Source organism: Pedobacter riviphilus, from assembly GCF_014692875.1.
Lineage (GTDB): Bacteria > Bacteroidota > Bacteroidia > Sphingobacteriales > Sphingobacteriaceae > Pedobacter > Pedobacter riviphilus.
The window spans coordinates 752284-769880 of sequence record NZ_CP061171.1 but is presented as its reverse complement, the minus strand read 5'-3'; the positions used below and the strand labels follow the sequence as shown (position 1 = coordinate 769880).

Sequence of the window (17597 nt, the reverse complement as noted above, 5' to 3'; positions counted from 1 at the left end):
TTAACCAAACAAAATGAGATGTTTATAAACAGGTAAAGACACCGACATTTTCAGTCGGTGTCTAATACATTTTTAGCTTAGCTAAGTTAAGTGATTACTTAATCTCAACTACTGCTCCAGCTTCTTCTAATTGTTTTTTAAGAGCTTCTGCTTCGTCTTTAGCAACACCAGCTTTTAATTCTTTTGGTGCTCCGTCCACTAAGTCTTTAGCTTCTTTCAAACCTAAACCAGTTAAGTCTTTAACAAGTTTTACAACTGCTAATTTCTGACCACCAGCTTCTTTTAAGATTACATCAAAAGATGTTTTTTCTGCAGCAGCAGCAGGTGCATCACCACCAGCAGCAGGACCAGCAACTACAGCAGCAGCTGCAGGCTCAATACCATACTCATCTTTTAAGATTTGAGCTAATTCATTAACTTCTTTTACTGTTAAGTTTACTAATTGCTCAGCAAACGCTTTTAAATCTGCCATTTTATTAAGATTTTAAAAATTTACGTGTGTAATAATTTTGTTTAATTTGCGAACTTAAGGTGTTCGTTAACCTTCTCTTTCTTGAAGAGTTTTAACAATTCCTGCAATTTTGCTACCGCCTGATTGAAGTGCAGATAGAACATTTTTAGCTGGTGACTGTAATAATCCAATGATATCGCCAATAAGCTCTTCTCTTGATTTTAAGCTTACTAAGTTATTCAATTGATCGTCGCCAACGTATACTGATGAATCTATATATGCTGCTTTAAGCACAGGTTTATCAGAAGTTTTTCTCAAAGTTTTAATCAACTTAGCCGGAGCGTTTGCTGTTTTTGAGAATAATAATGATGATGAACCTTTAAGCGCTTCGTATATCTCAGAAGCATCGCCATCTAAACCTTCAATCGCTTTGCGGATTAAAGAGTTTTTAGCAACCTTCATTACGATATCACCTTCGAAACATTTGCGGCGGATGTTATTGATCTGCTCTACAGAAAGGCTAGATGTATCAGCAATATAGAAATTGCCAAACTCTTGCATTTGTCCTTGTAGTTCTAAAACTACTTCGTTTTTTCTTCTCTGTTCATGATTAGATCCCCGCTACTGATTTTGTTTCAATTGCAATCCCAGGACTCATTGTAGAAGACACGTGAATGCTCTTAAAATAAGTTCCTTTTGCAGCAGATGGTTTTAATTTAGAAATTACTTGAATAATCTCAAGTGCATTCTCATAAATTTTATCTGCTGGGAATGATACTTTTCCTATCGAGGCGTGTATGATACCCGTTTTGTCTACTTTAAAATCAATTTTACCTGCTTTAACTTCTGTTACAGCTTTACCAACTTCGTTAGTTACTGTTCCAGATTTTGGATTAGGCATTAAGTTTCTTGGACCTAAAACACGGCCCAATTTACCTACCTTAGCCATACAAGCTGGTGTAGTGATAATAATGTCTACATCGGTCCAACCACCTTCAATTTTAGCTACATACTCGTCTAAACCTACGAAGTCTGCGCCAGCTGCTTTCGCTTCTTCTTCCTTATCAGGAGTTACTAAAGCTAAAACACGTACAGTTTTACCTGTTCCGTGTGGTAAAGTAGCAATACCACGTACCATTTGATTGGCTTTACGCGGATCTACTCCTAAAGATACATCAATATCAACTGAAGCATCGAATTTAGTAGTAGTGATTTCTTTTACCAAAGCAGCAGCATCCTTCAAAGTATAAGCTTTACCAGCTTCTATTTTAGCATGTGCCTTTTTTTGATTTTTAGTTAATTTCGCCACTGTTGTAAACTGTTTTTTAATTAATTGTTCCAGGGTGCGTCACCAGAAACGGTGATTCCCATACTGCGTGCTGTTCCAGCAACCATACTCATTGCTGATTCGATTGTAAATGCATTTAAATCAGGCATTTTATCCTCAGCAATAACTTTAATCTGGTCCCAGGTCACCGACCCAACTTTCTTACGGTTAGGCTCAGCAGAACCACTCTGTAATTTAGTAGCATCTTTTAACTGAATAGCTACCGGAGGGGTTTTGATGATGAAATCGAATGACTTATCAGCATAAACAGTAATTACAACTGGCAATACTTTACCTGCTTTATCTTGGGTACGAGCGTTGTACTGTTTGCAAAACTCCATGATATTCACCCCTTTAGCACCTAATGCAGGTCCTACTGGTGGCGATGGATTTGCCGCTCCGCCTTTGATCTGTAATTTGATCATTGCACTGACTTCTTTTGCCATTTTGTGTTTTTTGTTTATTTAAAACTCAATGTTAAATATTGGAAGCATGTAACATTTAATTCCTTATAGCTCCTATAAAGCTTAAAGGACTGCAAAGATATGGATAATCTTACATTACTGCAATAGATACAGCGAAATATATTTTTAAATGTATAACATATTAGGAATATACCTGATATAACGGTTAAGAACAACCATTCTACCGACTATACAATTATAGGATATGCAATCTTTTCAATCTCAAATAAAGATAACTCCTTTGTTCTTACAGCTTAAAACTTAGGTTTTTGTAAGCAATTTAAAAAAACATTAAAAAGAAAAAACCGCAAAAAGTAAATCTTGCGGTCTTATTTTATTTTAAAAAATTTCTTATTCTTTTTCTACCTGCATGTAGTTAAGCTCAAGTGGAGTTTTACGACCGAAGATTTTAACCATTACTTTCAGTTTTTTCTTCTCTTCGTTTACCTCTTCGATAATACCTGAGAAACCATTGAAAGGTCCGTCCATCACTTTAATACCTTCGCCAACATAGTAAGGTACATTCATGGTTTCGCCTTGCTCGCTCATTTCATCAACCACACCTAAAATACGGTTAACTTCTGCCTGGCGCATTGGGATAGGATTACCAGCTTTATCACCTAAGAAACCAATCACACTATTAATTCCTTTAATGATATGTTCTAATTCTCCATCTAATGTAGCTTCGATTAAAACATAGCCTGGATAAAAGTTACGTTCTTTGGCAATTTTTTTACCATCTTTCATTTGGTAGTATTTTTCCATTGGTATTAAAACCTGCGGAACCAAATGAGAGAAACCTAAACGGCTGATCTCAGCATCAATGTACTGCTTTACTTTCTTTTCTTTACCGCTAACAGCCCTTACAACGTACCACTTTAGATCGCTCATTAGTAAATATTAATTAGAAAGTGATTTATAAAAAGTATCTAACACAAATGTTGATCCTTTATCCATTGCAAAAATAACCAATGCAATAATTAAAGAAGCCACTAATACAAGAATTGCAGAACTTTGCAGTTCGCCCCAGGTAGGCCATGTAACCTTCTGGGTCATTTCATCGTACGATTCTTTTATAAACTCAACTACTTTAGCCATATTTAATTTATTGAATGACAGAATGACTAAATGAGTGAATGATAATATTCGAAAGCTAACTTTCAAATTCAATCATTCACTCATTCAATTACTCAACCACTGTTTTGAGCACGGGAACAAGGATTCGAACCCTGATCAAAGGTTTTGGAGACCTCTATTCTACCGTTGAACTATTCCCGTATTTAGAAAGCGAAGTGTTTAAGTGTACCCAAACACTTCGCTTTTCTTATTTTTTCTTAAGTCCCGGTAAACCGGGATTTAGGATTTATTTTAAAATTTCAGTTACCTGACCAGCACCTACTGTTCTACCACCTTCACGGATAGCGAAACGTAGACCTTTTTCCATTGCGATAGCGTTGATCAACTTTACAGTGATTGTAACGTTATCACCTGGCATTACCATCTCAGTACCTTCAGCTAATGAAATCTCACCAGTAACGTCTGTTGTACGGAAATAGAATTGAGGACGGTATTTGTTAAAGAATGGTGTGTGACGACCACCTTCTGCTTTTGATAATACATAGATCTCAGCTTTGAAATCAGTGTGAGGAGTTACTGAACCTGGTTTACAGATTACCATACCACGACGGATATCAGTTTTCTCAATACCACGTAACAATAAACCTACGTTATCACCAGCTTCACCGTAATCTAAGATTTTACGGAACATCTCAACACCAGTTACTGTAGATTTTAAGTTCTCAGCACCCATACCTAAGATCTCAACTGGATCTCCAGAGTTGATTACACCACGCTCAATACGACCAGTAGCAACAGTACCACGACCAGTAATTGAGAATACGTCTTCAACAGGCATTAAGAATGGAAGATCAGTTAAACGTGGAGGAATTGGAATGTAGCTATCAACAGCATCCATTAATTCCATAATTTTACCAACCCATTTAGGATCGCCGTTTAATCCACCTAATGCAGAACCTTGGATTACAGGAATATCATCACCTGGGAATTCGTAGAATGATAATAATTCACGAACTTCCATTTCTACTAATTCTAATAATTCAGGATCATCAACCATATCCACTTTATTCATGAATACAACTAATGAAGGTACACCAACCTGACGAGCTAATAGGATGTGCTCGCGAGTTTGTGGCATTGGACCATCAGTAGCAGCAACAACGATAATTGCACCGTCCATCTGAGCAGCACCAGTAACCATGTTTTTCACGTAATCCGCGTGACCTGGACAGTCAACGTGTGCATAGTGACGGTTAGCTGTTGAATACTCAACGTGAGCTGTATTGATTGTAATACCTCTTTCTTTTTCCTCTGGAGCAGAGTCAATTGAATCGAATGAACGTGCCTCAGTTAAACCAGCATCAGCCAAAACTTTTGTAATAGCTGCTGTTAAAGTTGTTTTACCGTGATCGACGTGACCGATTGTACCGATGTTTAAGTGCGGTTTACTGCGGTCAAATTTTTCTTTTGCCATTTTATTTATAACTAATTAGTAGGTTAACTTTTTATTATTTTTTATTTATTGTTATTTCAACACAAAAAACCTTGTCTACTCTGCTTATTAAACAGATTTAACAAAGCTTTATTATACCTGAGCCAACTATGGGAATTGAACCCACGACCTCTTCCTTACCAAGGAAGTGCTCTACCGCTGAGCTAAGTCGGCTTTTTAGTTTCCAGTTCCAGCTTATTTAGTTTTAACTATGTTAAAACTGTTACCGATAACTGCCCACTTTCTAATTTTTATTGGAGCGGAAGACGAGGTTCGAACTCGCGACCTATAGCTTGGAAGGCTATCGCTCTACCAACTGAGCTACTTCCGCTTTTAAAAACCAGTGATTGATTGAATGAAAGAATGAGAGAATTATTCTATCATTAAAACATTTGGTCATTCATTTAAAGTGTGGGGAGAGAAGGATTCGAACCTTCGAAATCTTGCGATAACAGAGTTACAGTCTGTCCCATTTGGCCGCTCTGGAATCTCCCCATCTTTTACTTTAAAATGCTAACACTTTAAAATAAAAAGAGCCTCCTATCGGAATCGAACCAATGACCTACTGATTACAAGTCAGTTGCTCTACCAGCTGAGCTAAGGAGGCTTTAAATTTTGTGCAATGATACGAAAAATCTTCATTTTTCATACTATTAACGTGTTTTTTTAAAACTTTTATCTTTTTAAAGAACAAGCCTTTTCTTCTTGGCCTAACACCGTTTCCGAAAGGGAATGCAAATATACACACTTATATTTCACTTCAAAATAAATTTGAAAAAAATAATGAAGTTATTTTAGTTAGTGCTCATTATATGCCTGAAGAAGCTTAATAATCAATCGCTTAAAATTGAATATTTTTTTTCCTTTTTTTTCGGCTATTGTCCTCTTAAACGTGATTATAATGCGTAATCACAATAATCAACAACAAATAACGAACGAATTAATTTCAATAAAGTTGAAATTTAGGTAGCAAGACAGGCTTTCTTTATGGAGAATTGTTTAAAAAATTAGAATTAGTTGATAGCAACATACGCGAATAGCGCTCGGTTTTCTTTAATTATTTGAGAAAACTGATATAAAACTGATATAAAGAAATGCCGTCATCCCGACTGAAGCGCAGCGAAACATCAAAAGTATACTCAAGATAGGTCTCTCGACTACGCTTCACTTCGCTCGAGATGGCGACACCAAAGAGCGTTATCATCAAAAACAAAAAGAGCGGCACATTTAACTGTACCGCTCTTTCGCTTATATAATTTTTGTGGCTTATTAATAGTCAGCAGCTTCGCTTTCACTTAAAATTGCTTTATGCTCACTTAATTTCGCCCGTGTTTTATCTTTATGTTTCGTAATCTGCTTTCTTAACGATTCGATTGCCAGATCTGTGGCTTCTTCAAATGATTTACATTGTTCTTTAGCGAAGAGGGTACCTCCAGGTACAATGAGTTTAATCTCACTGATCTTATTGGCCTCGTCCTCTACATTCTCTAACTTTAAATACACTTCCCCGCTAATAATCTGGTCGAAAAACTGATCTAGCTTATTTGCTTTTTTTTGTATAAAATCTAACAACTTACTGTCTGCACTGAAGTGGATTGATTGAACTCCGATTTTCATTTTTCCTCCTTTTTTTATGCCTTTGGATGGGCTTGTTTATAAATTGTTTTTAATCTTTCGATCGAATTATGGGTGTAAACCTGGGTTGCTGCTAAACTGGCATGGCCCAAAAGTTCTTTAATTGCATTCAGATCTGCTCCTGCATTTAACAGGCTTGTTGCATAACTGTGCCGGAGCACGTGGGGACTTTTCTTCTCATTGGTTGATACGTGGTTTAGGTATGAGGTAACAATACGGTATATTAATTTTGGATATGCCGCTGCACCTGTATTGGTAACGATTAAGATAAGCAAATTGTTATTAAAGTTTTGCAACTTTTTTAGGTCAATATAGGTATTTACCTGATTGATAAGCTGTTTATTTACAGGAATAATTCTTTCTTTATTCCTTTTACCCAATACTTTTATCGTTCCTGAATAAATATCAATATCAGTATCTTTTAACTGCAGCAGTTCTGTTAAACGCATACCAGTTCCAAAAAGCAGTTCGATGACCAAATGATCTCGTACGGAAGGAAAACTTTCATCGAAATATTGCCCCGAATCTAATAAATGATCCATTTTTTGTGCATCGACAAAAACAGGCAGCCTTTTAGGGATTTTTGGGGCTTTAATTAAAGCAGTAGGATTTTGATCAATATTTCCGGCTCTATGCAAAAATTTATAAAAGCTCCGCAAAGCTGAAAGTTTTCTATTAATGGTCTGTTCCGATATTTTTTCCTCCATCAGCTCAACCAGATAACTGCGCAGGTGGGTATGTTTTACCTCAAGAAAATCCAGTTCCGATCGCTTAACAAATTCTTCAAATTGATTCAAATCTGCTTGATAAGAAGTAACGGTATGCGGAGAATAGCGCTTCTCGTGAGTTAAATAGGTGATAAAACTTTTTAGCAACATTCAATAACTTTTTGCGGGGTATTGATATGAAGTTACAAATAGTTTTGATATAAAGAAATCATTAATTAATTGTTTATTGTAAAGTTTTTCATTTCTTTTTAAAACAAAAAAGTCCCAATCAAACGATTGGGACTTTAATATATTATATCTTAAACAACTATGCAGTTGTATCTTGATTCATATTCTGAATGTAAACAGCATGTTTAATTTCAGTACGGCGAGCAACGGATTTTTTCTCGTATGCTTGGCGACTACGTAGTTCTCTCAATACACCAGTTTTTTCAAACTTTTTCTTGAAACGTTTAAGGGCTTTATCTAATGATTCGCCGTCTTTAATGTTGATAATGATCATAACGCTGAAATACCTCCTCTCGTGGTTTTTAAATTTTCCCTTGTTATCGGGGCTGCAAATGTAAGCAAAATATTGAAAATGAGAAAGATTTATAAAAAGAAATTTTTATTTAAATCATTCATTAAACTAAACTGTTGTTTACCTACATTTATATATACATTATATCATATGACAACAGGCAAAAAAGTAGGCTCAATTATCGCAGTTATAGTCGTTATTTTACTCGTAGCAATTTGCTATTATCGTTATTTCTTTGTTTTTGGCGAAGGCGTAAAAGCCGGCGAATTAAATTATGTAGTGAAAAAGGGCTACATATTTAAAACCTACGAAGGGAAATTGATCCAGAGCGGAATAAAATCTAGGCAAACAGGAACGCTACAGAACAACGAATTCGAATTTTCTATCGCTAATCAGGAAATTGCTGAAAAAATGATGGCCAATAGTGGCAAATTTTTCGAATTACACTACAAAGAATATAAACACACCCTGCCATGGCGTGGATTTAGTGTTTATGTTGTGGATAGCATTTTAACCACGAAAGATATAACGCAATAAGGCAAATGGTTTAGGGTTTAGGGGCAATTATTCTGAAGATTAGCTTTAAAACCCTATACCATAAATTTTCACCCTCTAACCTTTTTTAGGCACCTTCGCCCCTTCTTTCCTGGCTTCCGATAAGCCGATAGCAATAGCCTGCTTTTTGGAAGTCACTTTTTTACCTGATCCGCTTTTAAGCTTACCTTCTTTCATCTCATGCATGGTTTTTTCTACTTTCTCACCTGCTTTTTCTGAATACTTTGCCATTTTCTTTATTTATTAGTCATTAGTTCAATATTTCAAGAATGGTTAATTCGGTTAATTGTTTAACTGCTCCAAACGCCTACCGCTAAGCGCCAAACAACTTTAGTCTTTAGTAAAAACATAGTTTTAATCAGCTTGGTTTTGAAAATTTTAAAACAAAAAAAATCCGGAGGTGGTTAAACCGTCCGGATTACTCATAATATATTTGGTTTTTAATAAGGTTTGAGGCTTAGAGTGTAAAGTTTAAGGTGATCGACATTAAGCCCAAACCCTCTACCTCGACAATACTTCTCTGGCAATTACAATTTTTTGTATTTCTGATGTTCCCTCTCCTATTGTACATAACTTACTATCCCGATAAAATTTCTCAACCGGAAAGTCTTTAGTATAACCATAACCACCAAATATCTGAACGGCATCTGTAGCTACCCTTACCGAAACTTCTGAGGCAAAATATTTCGCCATTGCCGATTCTTTTGTCATAGGCAAATGCCTGTTCTTTAAATCTGCCGCCTGCCTGATCAATAACTCTGCTGCTTCAATCTCTGTAGCCATATCAGCAAGTTTGAAACTAATGGCCTGGAAGCTGGAGATTGGCTGACCAAACTGCTGGCGTTGTTTCGAATAGGCAACAGCAGCATCAAAAGCACCTTTTGCAATTCCTAAGGCCAATGCAGCAATAGAAATTCTTCCGCCGTCTAAAACCTTCATGGCCTGTTTAAAGCCTTCGCCAACATTGCCCAACAAATTAGCTTTTGGTACGCGACAATTATCAAAAATCATTTCTGTGGTTTCTGATGCCCGCATGCCCAGTTTATTTTCTTTTTTCCCAGCGGTAAAACCAGGTGTACCACGTTCTACCACAATGGCCGAAATCCCTTTCGAGCTCCCCTGCTCTCCTGTTCTTACCATAACAACCGCAATATCGCTGCTTTTGCCATGGGTAATCCAATTTTTTGCCCCATTAATAATGTAATCGTCGCCATCTTCAACCGCAGTGGTCATCATTCTTAAGGCATCCGAACCTGTATTGGCTTCAGTTAATCCCCAGGCACCAATCCACTCGGCTGTTGCGAGCTTCGGCAGCCACTTTTGTTTCTGTTCTTCATTGGCAAATGCCAGAATATGGCCAGTACATAAAGAATTGTGTGCAGCTAATGATAAACCGATTGAACCACAAACCCGGGCTACTTCTACAATTATATCAACATACTCTTGATAGCCCAGTCCGGAGCCACCATATTCTTCGGGAACTAAAACGCCCATTAAACCTAGTTCCCCGAGCTGTTTAAACAATTCAACAGGAAAATACTGTGCCTCATCCCATTCCATTATATGTGGACGAATGTTTTTCTCTGCAAAATCGCGGACCATGGCCTTTACACTCTGCTGAGTTTCTGTTTCTGAAAAATTGAAGCTTACGCTCATTAAATTTATATTTTGTAGTTAGTTATGGCAATTATAAACAATTATTTGATAGTTAGTTACCATTAAATATTTGTGCAATTACAGAATGAAATGGTATTCGGTTCAATAAGTTTATCGGTTAATTTTAAAGCTTGAAATTAACGTAGAAAGTTTTTATTATTTATTTACAACTTTGACCGAATATTTTAGAAAATAAGTTTCAATTGAATAAGGACAAAATATTAACAGCTTAAAATCTTTAAATACGGTTTGCTTTTTTAGGAAAGCAAGCTCGAAGCGTTTAGGATAATGCAGTCCCACTGTACGCTTTACTTCGTGCACGCTTCCATTGGGTTTAGGTGGCACGGCCAGTAATCAGATTTGGGGTTGCAGGGCGCAGAAACAACATGCCTTTAATTGGTGTAAAGGGTTGCAGTACTATCCTGCGTATCTAAACCTGATCGCAGCGAACACGGAGTACAATGGAGTAAAGCGAAGAGCAGGGAGAAATTTCCCTATGGAATACAGGTTTTGCTTTCCAAAACAATGGAATCTTTAATACGGTTTGTTTTTTAGGAAAGCTAGCCGGAAGCATTTGGCATTATTCAGCCCCACTGTCCGCTTTACTTGGTGTCGCTCCCATTGGGTTTAGGTGGCGCGGCCGGTAATAAGATTTGGGGTTGCAAGGTACAGAAACAACGTGCCTTTAAATTATTTGCAAAAGCTTGCAGCACACTGTCCTGCGTATCTAAACCTGATCGCAGCGAACACGGAGTGCAACGGAGTAAAGCGAAGAGCAGGAAGAAACTTTCCTATGGAATACGGGTTTTGCTTTCCAAAACCAAAAATAAATATTGCTTCTAAAAAGAAATGTAAGGCGTAATTTTATCGATTACCTGCTGGTTTAAGAGCACAATCTTTTTCAGATCGGCTATGCCGGAATAATTGCCATGCTGCTTGCGGTATTGAATAATGGCATTGATCTGTTTGAAAGAAAGATATGGATTACGCTTTAAATCGTTAAAAGTTGCTGTGTTTATATTTATTGTTTTTAACGGGATATTACTGATTTCAATCTGATCTTTGATTTCTGCATATTTATTGGAGTCTAAGCCATAAACTTCAAGAAGTTGTTCTTTTTTGTAAAAACCACCTAAACGTTCGCGGTATTTAATAATCCTGAGCGCAAAAGTTCCGCCAATGCCTTTAATTTCATCCAATTGTGTCGAGTCTGCCTGATTAATATCAACAATTACTGAAACTTTTTTAGCATATTCCTTTTTTTCAAAAGGCATATACTTTTTTGAGGCATTGATGGGCTGATCGGGTATGTTGGCATAAGGCAGTATCTTTTTATACATTTCTGGCGAAATAGTATACATTTTCTGAAGATCTTCTGGTTTGTAAAATTTGCCGCCTTTAGCGGTATAATTTATAATAGATTGCGCCTGTTTTGCTGATAGACCTAAAGTTTGCCAACCTTCTACATCTAAAGTGTTGGGATTGAATTTGAAAAGTTTAACCGTTTTTTTAGGATTTGTATTTTCAATCCGATCCCGAATAGTATTGGCATATACCTGATCGGTAATGCTTATTTTCTGAATTTGTGCTAAAAGATTGGGATCATCTTTCAAATTTGGCTGATAATAACCATATATAACTGGTGTAGCCCTAATTACAATAATAATAGAGACTAGAACCAATAGCCCGTTGAATTCACTTTTGCTAACACCAAAATTTTTGTTGAACCAAATTCTCATTGATGCGATATGACATGTGGATTATAAATATAAATCTTATTTTTGGGATTGCAAAACAGAATAGGTTTTGCCTATCAACAATCTAAGAATTTTATATGAAGATCATAACTACATCTGAGTTTGCGAAAGCAACAAAGATAGATAAGCTAGGTGTACCAGGTTTAGCAGGTTTGATGATGGAGATCATGAAACTGAACGACATCAACGACGTATTCGCTCAAAATCAACACTTTAAAGGCTTAGAATTTGTAGACAAGATATTAGAAACCATTGGTGTTTCTATAGAATTTGATGATGATGATTTAAACAGTATTCCAAAAACAGGCCCTTTTATTGCCATTGCAAATCACCCTTATGGTGGTGTAGAAGGTTTGGCTTTAGTTAAACTTTTATGCACGGTTAGGCCTGATGCCAAGGTAATGGTAAATTTCATTTTGAAAAAAATACCAAATCTTGATGAATTTTTTGTTGCCGTAAATCCTTTCGAAAATGTGCAGCATTCTTCAAGCATCAGTGGATTAAAAACTACATTTGATTTGCTTAGAAATGGAACACCAATTGGTATTTTCCCTGCAGGTGAGGTTTCTACCTTTAAATTAGATGCTCAACAGGTAACCGATAGGATGTGGCACCCTGTTGTTGGAAAACTGATTGCAAAAGCAAAAGTACCTGTTGTACCTATTTATTTCCATGGTAATAACGGTGTTTTCTTTAACATTTTAAGCTTCATACACCCTACACTGCGCACAGCAAAGCTACCTTCAGAGTTTTTAAATAAACACGGGCGCACCATTAAGGTACGGATTGGCAAACCAATAGCCGTGTCTGAAATTTCGCATATGAACAGCAGCAATAAACTGATGGACTTTTTAAGAGCCCGTACATATGCGCTTGGTGTTGGTTTAGATACAGAGAAAAAACTCTTTAACCCATTAAACTTATTTAAGATCAAAAAGAAACCTGTTGAGGTAATTGAAGAAACTTCGAGGCTTTTAATTAAAAATGAGGTGGCGGTTCTGGAAGATTTCAGGGTCTGGACAGAGAAAAATTACGAAGTATACATTGTTCCGACTTTAAAAATCCCGAATATTTTAAGAGAAATTGGCCGATTGCGTGAAATTACTTTCCGTGAGGTTGGTGAAGGCACCAACAAAAAAATCGATCTCGACAATTACGACATCTACTATAACCACTTGTTTATATGGGATAAAGATTTAGAAAATATTGTGGGGGCTTACCGGATTGGTAAAGGAGATGAAATTTTAGAAAGCATGGGCCGCCGTGGCTTCTACCTGTCAGAACTGTTTAAAATGAAAGATCAGTTCTACCCGATGTTAAGGCAGGGGATCGAGCTGGGCAGATCGTGGATCAGAAAAGAATACCAGGGTAAACCGCTCCCATTGTTTTTGCTTTGGAAAGGCATTTTAAAATACCTGATCGATAATCCTCAGTACCGTTATATGTTCGGACCGGTGAGCATTAGCAACAATTTTTCTAAATTTAGCAAAGCTTTAATAGTTGATTACATTACCAAAAACCATTTCGATTATGAAATGGCGAAATATGTTAAACCCCGAAATAAATTCAAAGCCGATTTACTGCCTATTGCTACCGATACCCTGGTTGATAGCAGCGAATCGTTTAAAGATTTAGATAGTATTATTGGCGATATTGAAAATTCACACATTAAAATCCCTGTATTGCTAAGGCAGTATATGAACTTAAATGCAAAGATCATTTCTTTTAATATCGATCCTAAGTTTTCTGATTGTTTAGATGGTTTCTTAGTGGTTGATACGCATAATATCCCACCAGAAATGCTCGAAAAGCTCGGCAAGAATCTATAAATAAAAGCAAAAAAAACCCAGACATCCATCTGGGTTTTTTATTATCAACTAACCTAAACTTTATAAATACTAACCAAATATTTATGTCACAAAAGTAGAGCCACTATGTTAAATTGGTATTACTGAAATGTTATTTATAGAATTTATTAATACAATGGAAGGAAATTTCTAACACCATAATTTTCTATGATGAAACAATTTTAACCTCCGCGAATCGGCCTTAATATTAACATTAGGTTAAGCACTGCAAAAATTGTTCACATAAAGAAATTGTTGCTTTTATATTAATAATAAGTAAATTTAATATAACCAAATATAGCGCGGTTTGAAAAGAGGGATGTACACATATATTTTAAGGACCATTTTGTTCGTTTGCCTGATGATGAATACCGTCATCTCGAAGGGACAGAATTATTCTTTCGATTTTTATGATGGGACCTTTAATTTTAGTGTCGATTCTTCAGTCGTTTTTCCTATACCCAAAACCGCAACTACACCAGCTGTTTCAAACTTTTACTATCGTATCTCATCTGGCAATTACACACCACTTATTTCGTCTTTAGAGAAATACCAGAGAAAATATAATCTAAACGACTGGATTTATTACCAATTAATCCGCAAAACAGCCGAACAGATTAGCCCAAAAGCAGATAATTATTTCGCCTATACCTTATACAAATGGTTTTTACTAAGTAAATGTGGTTACGATGCAAGGTTAGCGGTAGGCAATGATCAGGTAATCTTTTATGTGAGAAATGAAGAGGATATCAGCGACATTCCGTTTTTTACGGTTGACGGTAAAAAATTTATGTGCTTAAATTACCACGATTATGGCAAACTATTTAAACAGGCCGATGCTTACAAACCCGTTAAAATTATAATACCAGAAGCTAAAAATCCATTTTCTTATAAGGTAACGAGAATGCCCGATTTCAAACCGGAAAGTTATCAGGAAAAAGATATCGAATTTAGTTACCGTCAGAAAATCCATCATTTTAAGCTAAAAGTTAATAAAGATGTGCAAACCATTTTCAAAAACTATCCGGTAGTAGATTTTGAGAGTTATTTTAACATTCCTTTGAGCAGGGAAACATACAGCTCTCTTATTCCCACCTTAAAAGAAAACCTGAAACGCATGGATCAGAAAAAAGGTGTTGATTACCTGATGAGGTTTACCCGTTATGGCTTTTTATATGAAGATGACGGTGAAAATTTCGGGATGGAAAAACGTTTCTCCCCAGAACAGACATTATTAAGTACCTACAGCGATTGCGATGACCGGGCTGCATTATTTTTTTACCTGGTAAAAGAAATATATAACCTGCCGATGATTGCCCTGCTTTACCCTAAACATTTAACAATTGCCGTACAGTTTGATAAACCAATCGGAGAACCAGTTACTTATAAAGGCAAGAAATATTCTTATTGTGAGCCTACCCCCCAGGCTCAGAATCTAAAAATCGGACAACTTTCTTCAAATTTCAAGAACAGTAAATACGAAGTGGTTTATGCTTACGAGCCTGCTAAGAAATAGTCACTTCAAATTCAACAGGAAAACACACATTAATTTAATGTTAAAAAATCATTATTTTATCAATAACAAGTTGATTCATGAGCTATTTAAGTTAATTTAGATTTCTTATATTGAGTTTATCTAAAACCTTGTTTATGTCTGCCCTTATCTATACCGTTTTAAAAGAATTTTTTGTTGAGGTAAACGGCCACGCCATAAAGGCTAGAATTATGTCGCCCATTAATGATAGCAAAGTTTTCGTTTTCAAAATCAGTTCATTTTACAAAAGTAAAACTGATGCTGATGCCCATGAACCAGCATCTACATTTACCTCTTATGCAAATGCTGAGCGGCATTTACTTCAATATCTGGAAGGTTTCCAGAATACGTTAGATCTAGGTGGCGACATTGCCCCAGGAAATACTTTTTAAAGGTTTTCTTTATCGTCTTTCTCAGGTGGAAGTTCTGACTGGATTACCTCTTCTTCAAACGTTTTTTTATCCTTTTGATTTCTTTTAATCAGGTAAACAATTAAAATAATAACCAGAACCGCAACGCCGATCAATATTGGATAGTTCATATTCGTTGGATTAAATGCTAACCTATTTGATTTAAACTAAGTTATAGGAAATATTTTATATGTTAAGCACGAAACATTTTGTTAACATAATCATAATATTAATTTAACTTCCTGTTTTTTTATCTTTGAAAAAATCCCATAAGTTCTAGATGAAAAAGAATAAATCCAAGTCGAAAAATCATTCGACAAGCAAAAAATTACGTAAAGAATTAGAATCGAAATTAGCCCTTGCATTTAACGAATTGGTTATCCAATACGGCAAAGCCAAAAAAACAGATAAAGTAATCGAAAAATTTGCCAAGCAATTAACCAAAAAAGTTACTTTCGCTACTCAAGATGATTCTATAACGCCATATATTAAAGAAGAAAAAACACCAATTACTGCACCAAAAACAAAAACAGTAAAACCTGTTGCCGCAAAGAAGGCAGTAAAAAAAGAGCCAGTTACTGAGTAAATTAAAATTTAGTTAACTGCATACGGTAATAGATCGCTTTTTAGCGCATAACCAGTTTTAAATAAAAAAGCAGGATAATTTTCTAATGGAAATTACCCTGCTTTTTTTTCAACAGATCTATTTTGATCAGCTGGTACTTAATTAAAAGTAACGGTTTGTCTTGCCCACTCTCCAACACATTCCAAACCAACCAAACGGCACTCTAAATAATAAGTTCCAGGAGTACCGTGCGACCATTCCTGTTGTGCCGAATTACTAAAACTGCTTACAGGCAATACAACATTTAAACTTTGGTCTAACATTCTCCATTCATAATAACCACCATTGTACATGGCGCCGGCGGTACTGATCATTTCGCTACCTGCTGAATTGGAAGATGGACCATTGATTACATTTTTAAATGTGCTCACAAATGGCGTGGTTACTGGTGGATATAAATATTGGGCAGCAATTACATCATAAGAAGAGAAGCTCGACCACGTGTTTGATGTACCTAACCTACCTGAATTCATTACTGAGTTAGGGTCGTTGCCGGGATCTCCATTATTAGGTGTACCTGGGATCGGATTTGCACCTACAGCACTTCCACCAGTACCTTCCGCCTTCCAATCTGTATGTCTAAAACCAAGGCAGTGGCCAATTTCGTGTACTAACATATAAACATCTTGCTCGTGGCTTCTAGGAATACCATTATCTTGCCCATTACTATTAACATTATTTGTAAAAGGGTTTACCAGCAGAATTGCTCCAGCAGTACCAGATGTGGTAGGAAATTGCCCCTGTCCAAAAGCACCAGTTCCTAAATTCGATTTTTTTATAGTAATTGTAGGCGTCACCGAATTTGTATACGGAGGATAAAATTGACTATAGGAATGGATAAGGTTGATCCGACAGTTGCTAACTGCATTCCAGGCAGCAACTGCTTCCCTGATTGCATAGTGCCATCTGATATCGTAATCTTCCGTTGTAATGATCACATTGGTTAAATTTCCCTGAAGTAAATTATTTGTATTTGCCTGCGCTATTTTACCACCTGAACCTGTCAGTTTTGCAGAAGTTTTAGTTGCAGCCAATGATTCCTTAGCAATCAGAATATCTCCTTCTACGATATAATATGATCCAAATTCTTTAATGCCATCTGTTTGAAAGCCCATTTCTTTTATTCTGGCAACAGCAGTAGGATCGATATCCACTTTGGCTTCCGGCGCAACTACAGGGCTTTCTGATTTTTTACATGAGTAGATGGTTAATGTAAACAGTACAAGTGTTAAACACATCATCCTTGATAATGAGATTAAAATAGATGTTTTTTTCATGAGATGTTTTTTATGTAATTTAACTAACTAATTATTAAGTCAACATAAACAAATCATCAACTTTTATACTATAAAACAGACAAAAAAAATGCAAAAAGAAGTCATATTAAAAAACTAAAAAACACAAAAAAACACATAAAATAAATTAAAAAAAGTCAATTCGAAGCAGCCATTATTAACAAGAAACTTATAATAATTTAATTCTGAACATAGCCTAAAATGTGGTAAAGCCAAAAAGCCTC

20 protein-coding genes and 5 tRNA genes are annotated in these 17597 nt (G+C 36.0%); 5 read left to right on the top strand and 20 right to left on the bottom strand.

The genetic code is table 11. The features are described 5' to 3' along the window. Window positions 1-94 precede the first annotated feature (94 nt). From rplL to rpsU, 15 genes are all read right to left on the bottom strand, one after another. Window positions 95-472, bottom strand: coding sequence for a 50S ribosomal protein L7/L12 (rplL, locus tag H9N25_RS03155; protein WP_010601097.1), 378 nt, complete (start codon window positions 470-472; stop codon window positions 95-97). A 66-nt stretch (window positions 473-538) separates the two neighbouring features. Beyond that, entirely contained in the window at window positions 539-1012 is a 474-nt protein-coding gene (gene rplJ, locus H9N25_RS03150) for a 50S ribosomal protein L10 (protein ID WP_190327912.1), read from the bottom strand. Between the two features lie 49 nt (window positions 1013-1061). Then, window positions 1062-1760: a 50S ribosomal protein L1 gene (rplA, locus tag H9N25_RS03145; protein WP_025143259.1), complete on the bottom strand. Its 699-nt coding sequence runs from the start codon at window positions 1758-1760 to the stop codon at window positions 1062-1064. A 20-nt stretch (window positions 1761-1780) separates the two neighbouring features. Beyond that, window positions 1781-2224, bottom strand: coding sequence for a 50S ribosomal protein L11 (gene rplK / locus H9N25_RS03140; protein ID WP_010601094.1), 444 nt, complete (start codon window positions 2222-2224; stop codon window positions 1781-1783). A gap of 369 nt (window positions 2225-2593) precedes the next feature. Further along, complete coding sequence (nusG, locus tag H9N25_RS03135) at window positions 2594-3133, bottom strand: transcription termination/antitermination protein NusG (protein WP_025143263.1); 540 nt, start codon at window positions 3131-3133, stop codon at window positions 2594-2596. 9 nt (window positions 3134-3142) lie between these two features. Next, the gene (gene secE, locus H9N25_RS03130) at window positions 3143-3340 is read right to left on the bottom strand and encodes a preprotein translocase subunit SecE (protein ID WP_029279332.1); all 198 of its coding nucleotides are present in this window, start codon (window positions 3338-3340) and stop codon (window positions 3143-3145) included. Window positions 3341-3449: 109 nt separating this feature from the next. Next, window positions 3450-3520: transfer RNA gene (locus H9N25_RS03125), tRNA-Trp, on the bottom strand. Window positions 3521-3605: 85 nt separating this feature from the next. Further along, window positions 3606-4793, bottom strand: coding sequence for an elongation factor Tu (gene tuf, locus H9N25_RS03120; RefSeq protein WP_086545150.1), 1188 nt, complete (start codon window positions 4791-4793; stop codon window positions 3606-3608). Between the two features lie 120 nt (window positions 4794-4913). Then, window positions 4914-4985 (bottom strand) — tRNA-Thr (locus H9N25_RS03115). Between the two features lie 81 nt (window positions 4986-5066). Continuing rightward, window positions 5067-5142: transfer RNA gene (locus H9N25_RS03110), tRNA-Gly, on the bottom strand. Between the two features lie 81 nt (window positions 5143-5223). Further along, window positions 5224-5306 (bottom strand) — tRNA-Tyr (locus H9N25_RS03105). Window positions 5307-5345: 39 nt separating this feature from the next. Beyond that, a tRNA-Thr gene (locus tag H9N25_RS03100) sits at window positions 5346-5418 on the bottom strand. A gap of 662 nt (window positions 5419-6080) precedes the next feature. Beyond that, window positions 6081-6428, bottom strand: coding sequence for a ribosome hibernation-promoting factor, HPF/YfiA family (hpf, locus tag H9N25_RS03095; RefSeq protein ID WP_025143266.1), 348 nt, complete (start codon window positions 6426-6428; stop codon window positions 6081-6083). A 14-nt stretch (window positions 6429-6442) separates the two neighbouring features. Then, the gene (locus H9N25_RS03090; protein ID WP_190327911.1) at window positions 6443-7324 is read right to left on the bottom strand and encodes a tyrosine-type recombinase/integrase; all 882 of its coding nucleotides are present in this window, start codon (window positions 7322-7324) and stop codon (window positions 6443-6445) included. A 157-nt stretch (window positions 7325-7481) separates the two neighbouring features. Further along, complete coding sequence (rpsU, locus tag H9N25_RS03085; protein WP_086549247.1) at window positions 7482-7676, bottom strand: 30S ribosomal protein S21; 195 nt, start codon at window positions 7674-7676, stop codon at window positions 7482-7484. 168 nt (window positions 7677-7844) lie between these two features. Here rpsU and H9N25_RS03080 point away from each other — a divergent pair, with 168 nt between their 5' ends. Next, window positions 7845-8231 carry a hypothetical protein gene (locus tag H9N25_RS03080; protein ID WP_167293273.1) on the top strand — a complete coding sequence of 129 codons (387 nt, stop codon included), beginning with the start codon at window positions 7845-7847 and terminating at the stop codon, window positions 8229-8231. Window positions 8232-8306: 75 nt separating this feature from the next. Here the strand turns inward: H9N25_RS03080 and H9N25_RS03075 are convergent, their stop codons facing one another. The 3 genes from H9N25_RS03075 to H9N25_RS03065 all read right to left on the bottom strand — a co-directional run bounded on the left by H9N25_RS03075 (window position 8307) and on the right by H9N25_RS03065 (window position 11644). Continuing rightward, complete coding sequence (locus H9N25_RS03075; RefSeq protein WP_167343677.1) at window positions 8307-8480, bottom strand: DUF6496 domain-containing protein; 174 nt, start codon at window positions 8478-8480, stop codon at window positions 8307-8309. A 270-nt stretch (window positions 8481-8750) separates the two neighbouring features. Beyond that, a complete protein-coding gene (locus tag H9N25_RS03070) occupies window positions 8751-9905 on the bottom strand; it encodes an acyl-CoA dehydrogenase (protein ID WP_190327910.1) in 1155 nt (384 codons plus the stop codon). An 839-nt stretch (window positions 9906-10744) separates the two neighbouring features. Next, window positions 10745-11644, bottom strand: a complete 900-nt coding sequence (locus H9N25_RS03065; RefSeq protein ID WP_190327909.1) for a ComEA family DNA-binding protein — start codon at window positions 11642-11644, stop codon at window positions 10745-10747. A 95-nt stretch (window positions 11645-11739) separates the two neighbouring features. Here H9N25_RS03065 and H9N25_RS03060 point away from each other — a divergent pair, with 95 nt between their 5' ends. The 3 genes from H9N25_RS03060 to H9N25_RS03050 all read left to right on the top strand — a co-directional run bounded on the left by H9N25_RS03060 (window position 11740) and on the right by H9N25_RS03050 (window position 15435). Continuing rightward, on the top strand, window positions 11740-13491 hold the full coding sequence (locus H9N25_RS03060; RefSeq protein ID WP_167293269.1) for a lysophospholipid acyltransferase family protein: 1752 nt from the start codon (window positions 11740-11742) through the stop codon (window positions 13489-13491). Between the two features lie 337 nt (window positions 13492-13828). After that, on the top strand, window positions 13829-15025 hold the full coding sequence (locus H9N25_RS03055; RefSeq protein ID WP_223833561.1) for a hypothetical protein: 1197 nt from the start codon (window positions 13829-13831) through the stop codon (window positions 15023-15025). Window positions 15026-15159: 134 nt separating this feature from the next. After that, window positions 15160-15435, top strand: coding sequence for a hypothetical protein (locus H9N25_RS03050; protein ID WP_167293268.1), 276 nt, complete (start codon window positions 15160-15162; stop codon window positions 15433-15435). On the opposite strand, the gene H9N25_RS03045 is transcribed toward H9N25_RS03050, so the two are convergent. Next, entirely contained in the window at window positions 15432-15584 is a 153-nt protein-coding gene (locus tag H9N25_RS03045; protein ID WP_190327908.1) for a hypothetical protein, read from the bottom strand. The genes H9N25_RS03050 and H9N25_RS03045 overlap by 4 nt on opposite strands. A 149-nt stretch (window positions 15585-15733) precedes the next feature. On the opposite strand from H9N25_RS03045, the gene H9N25_RS03040 reads away from it, so the two are divergent. After that, complete coding sequence (locus tag H9N25_RS03040) at window positions 15734-16039, top strand: hypothetical protein (RefSeq protein WP_190327907.1); 306 nt, start codon at window positions 15734-15736, stop codon at window positions 16037-16039. 137 nt (window positions 16040-16176) lie between these two features. On the opposite strand, the gene H9N25_RS03035 is transcribed toward H9N25_RS03040, so the two are convergent. Continuing rightward, on the bottom strand, window positions 16177-17355 hold the full coding sequence (locus tag H9N25_RS03035) for a M57 family metalloprotease (RefSeq protein ID WP_190327906.1): 1179 nt from the start codon (window positions 17353-17355) through the stop codon (window positions 16177-16179). Between the last annotated feature and the right edge of the window lie 242 nt (window positions 17356-17597).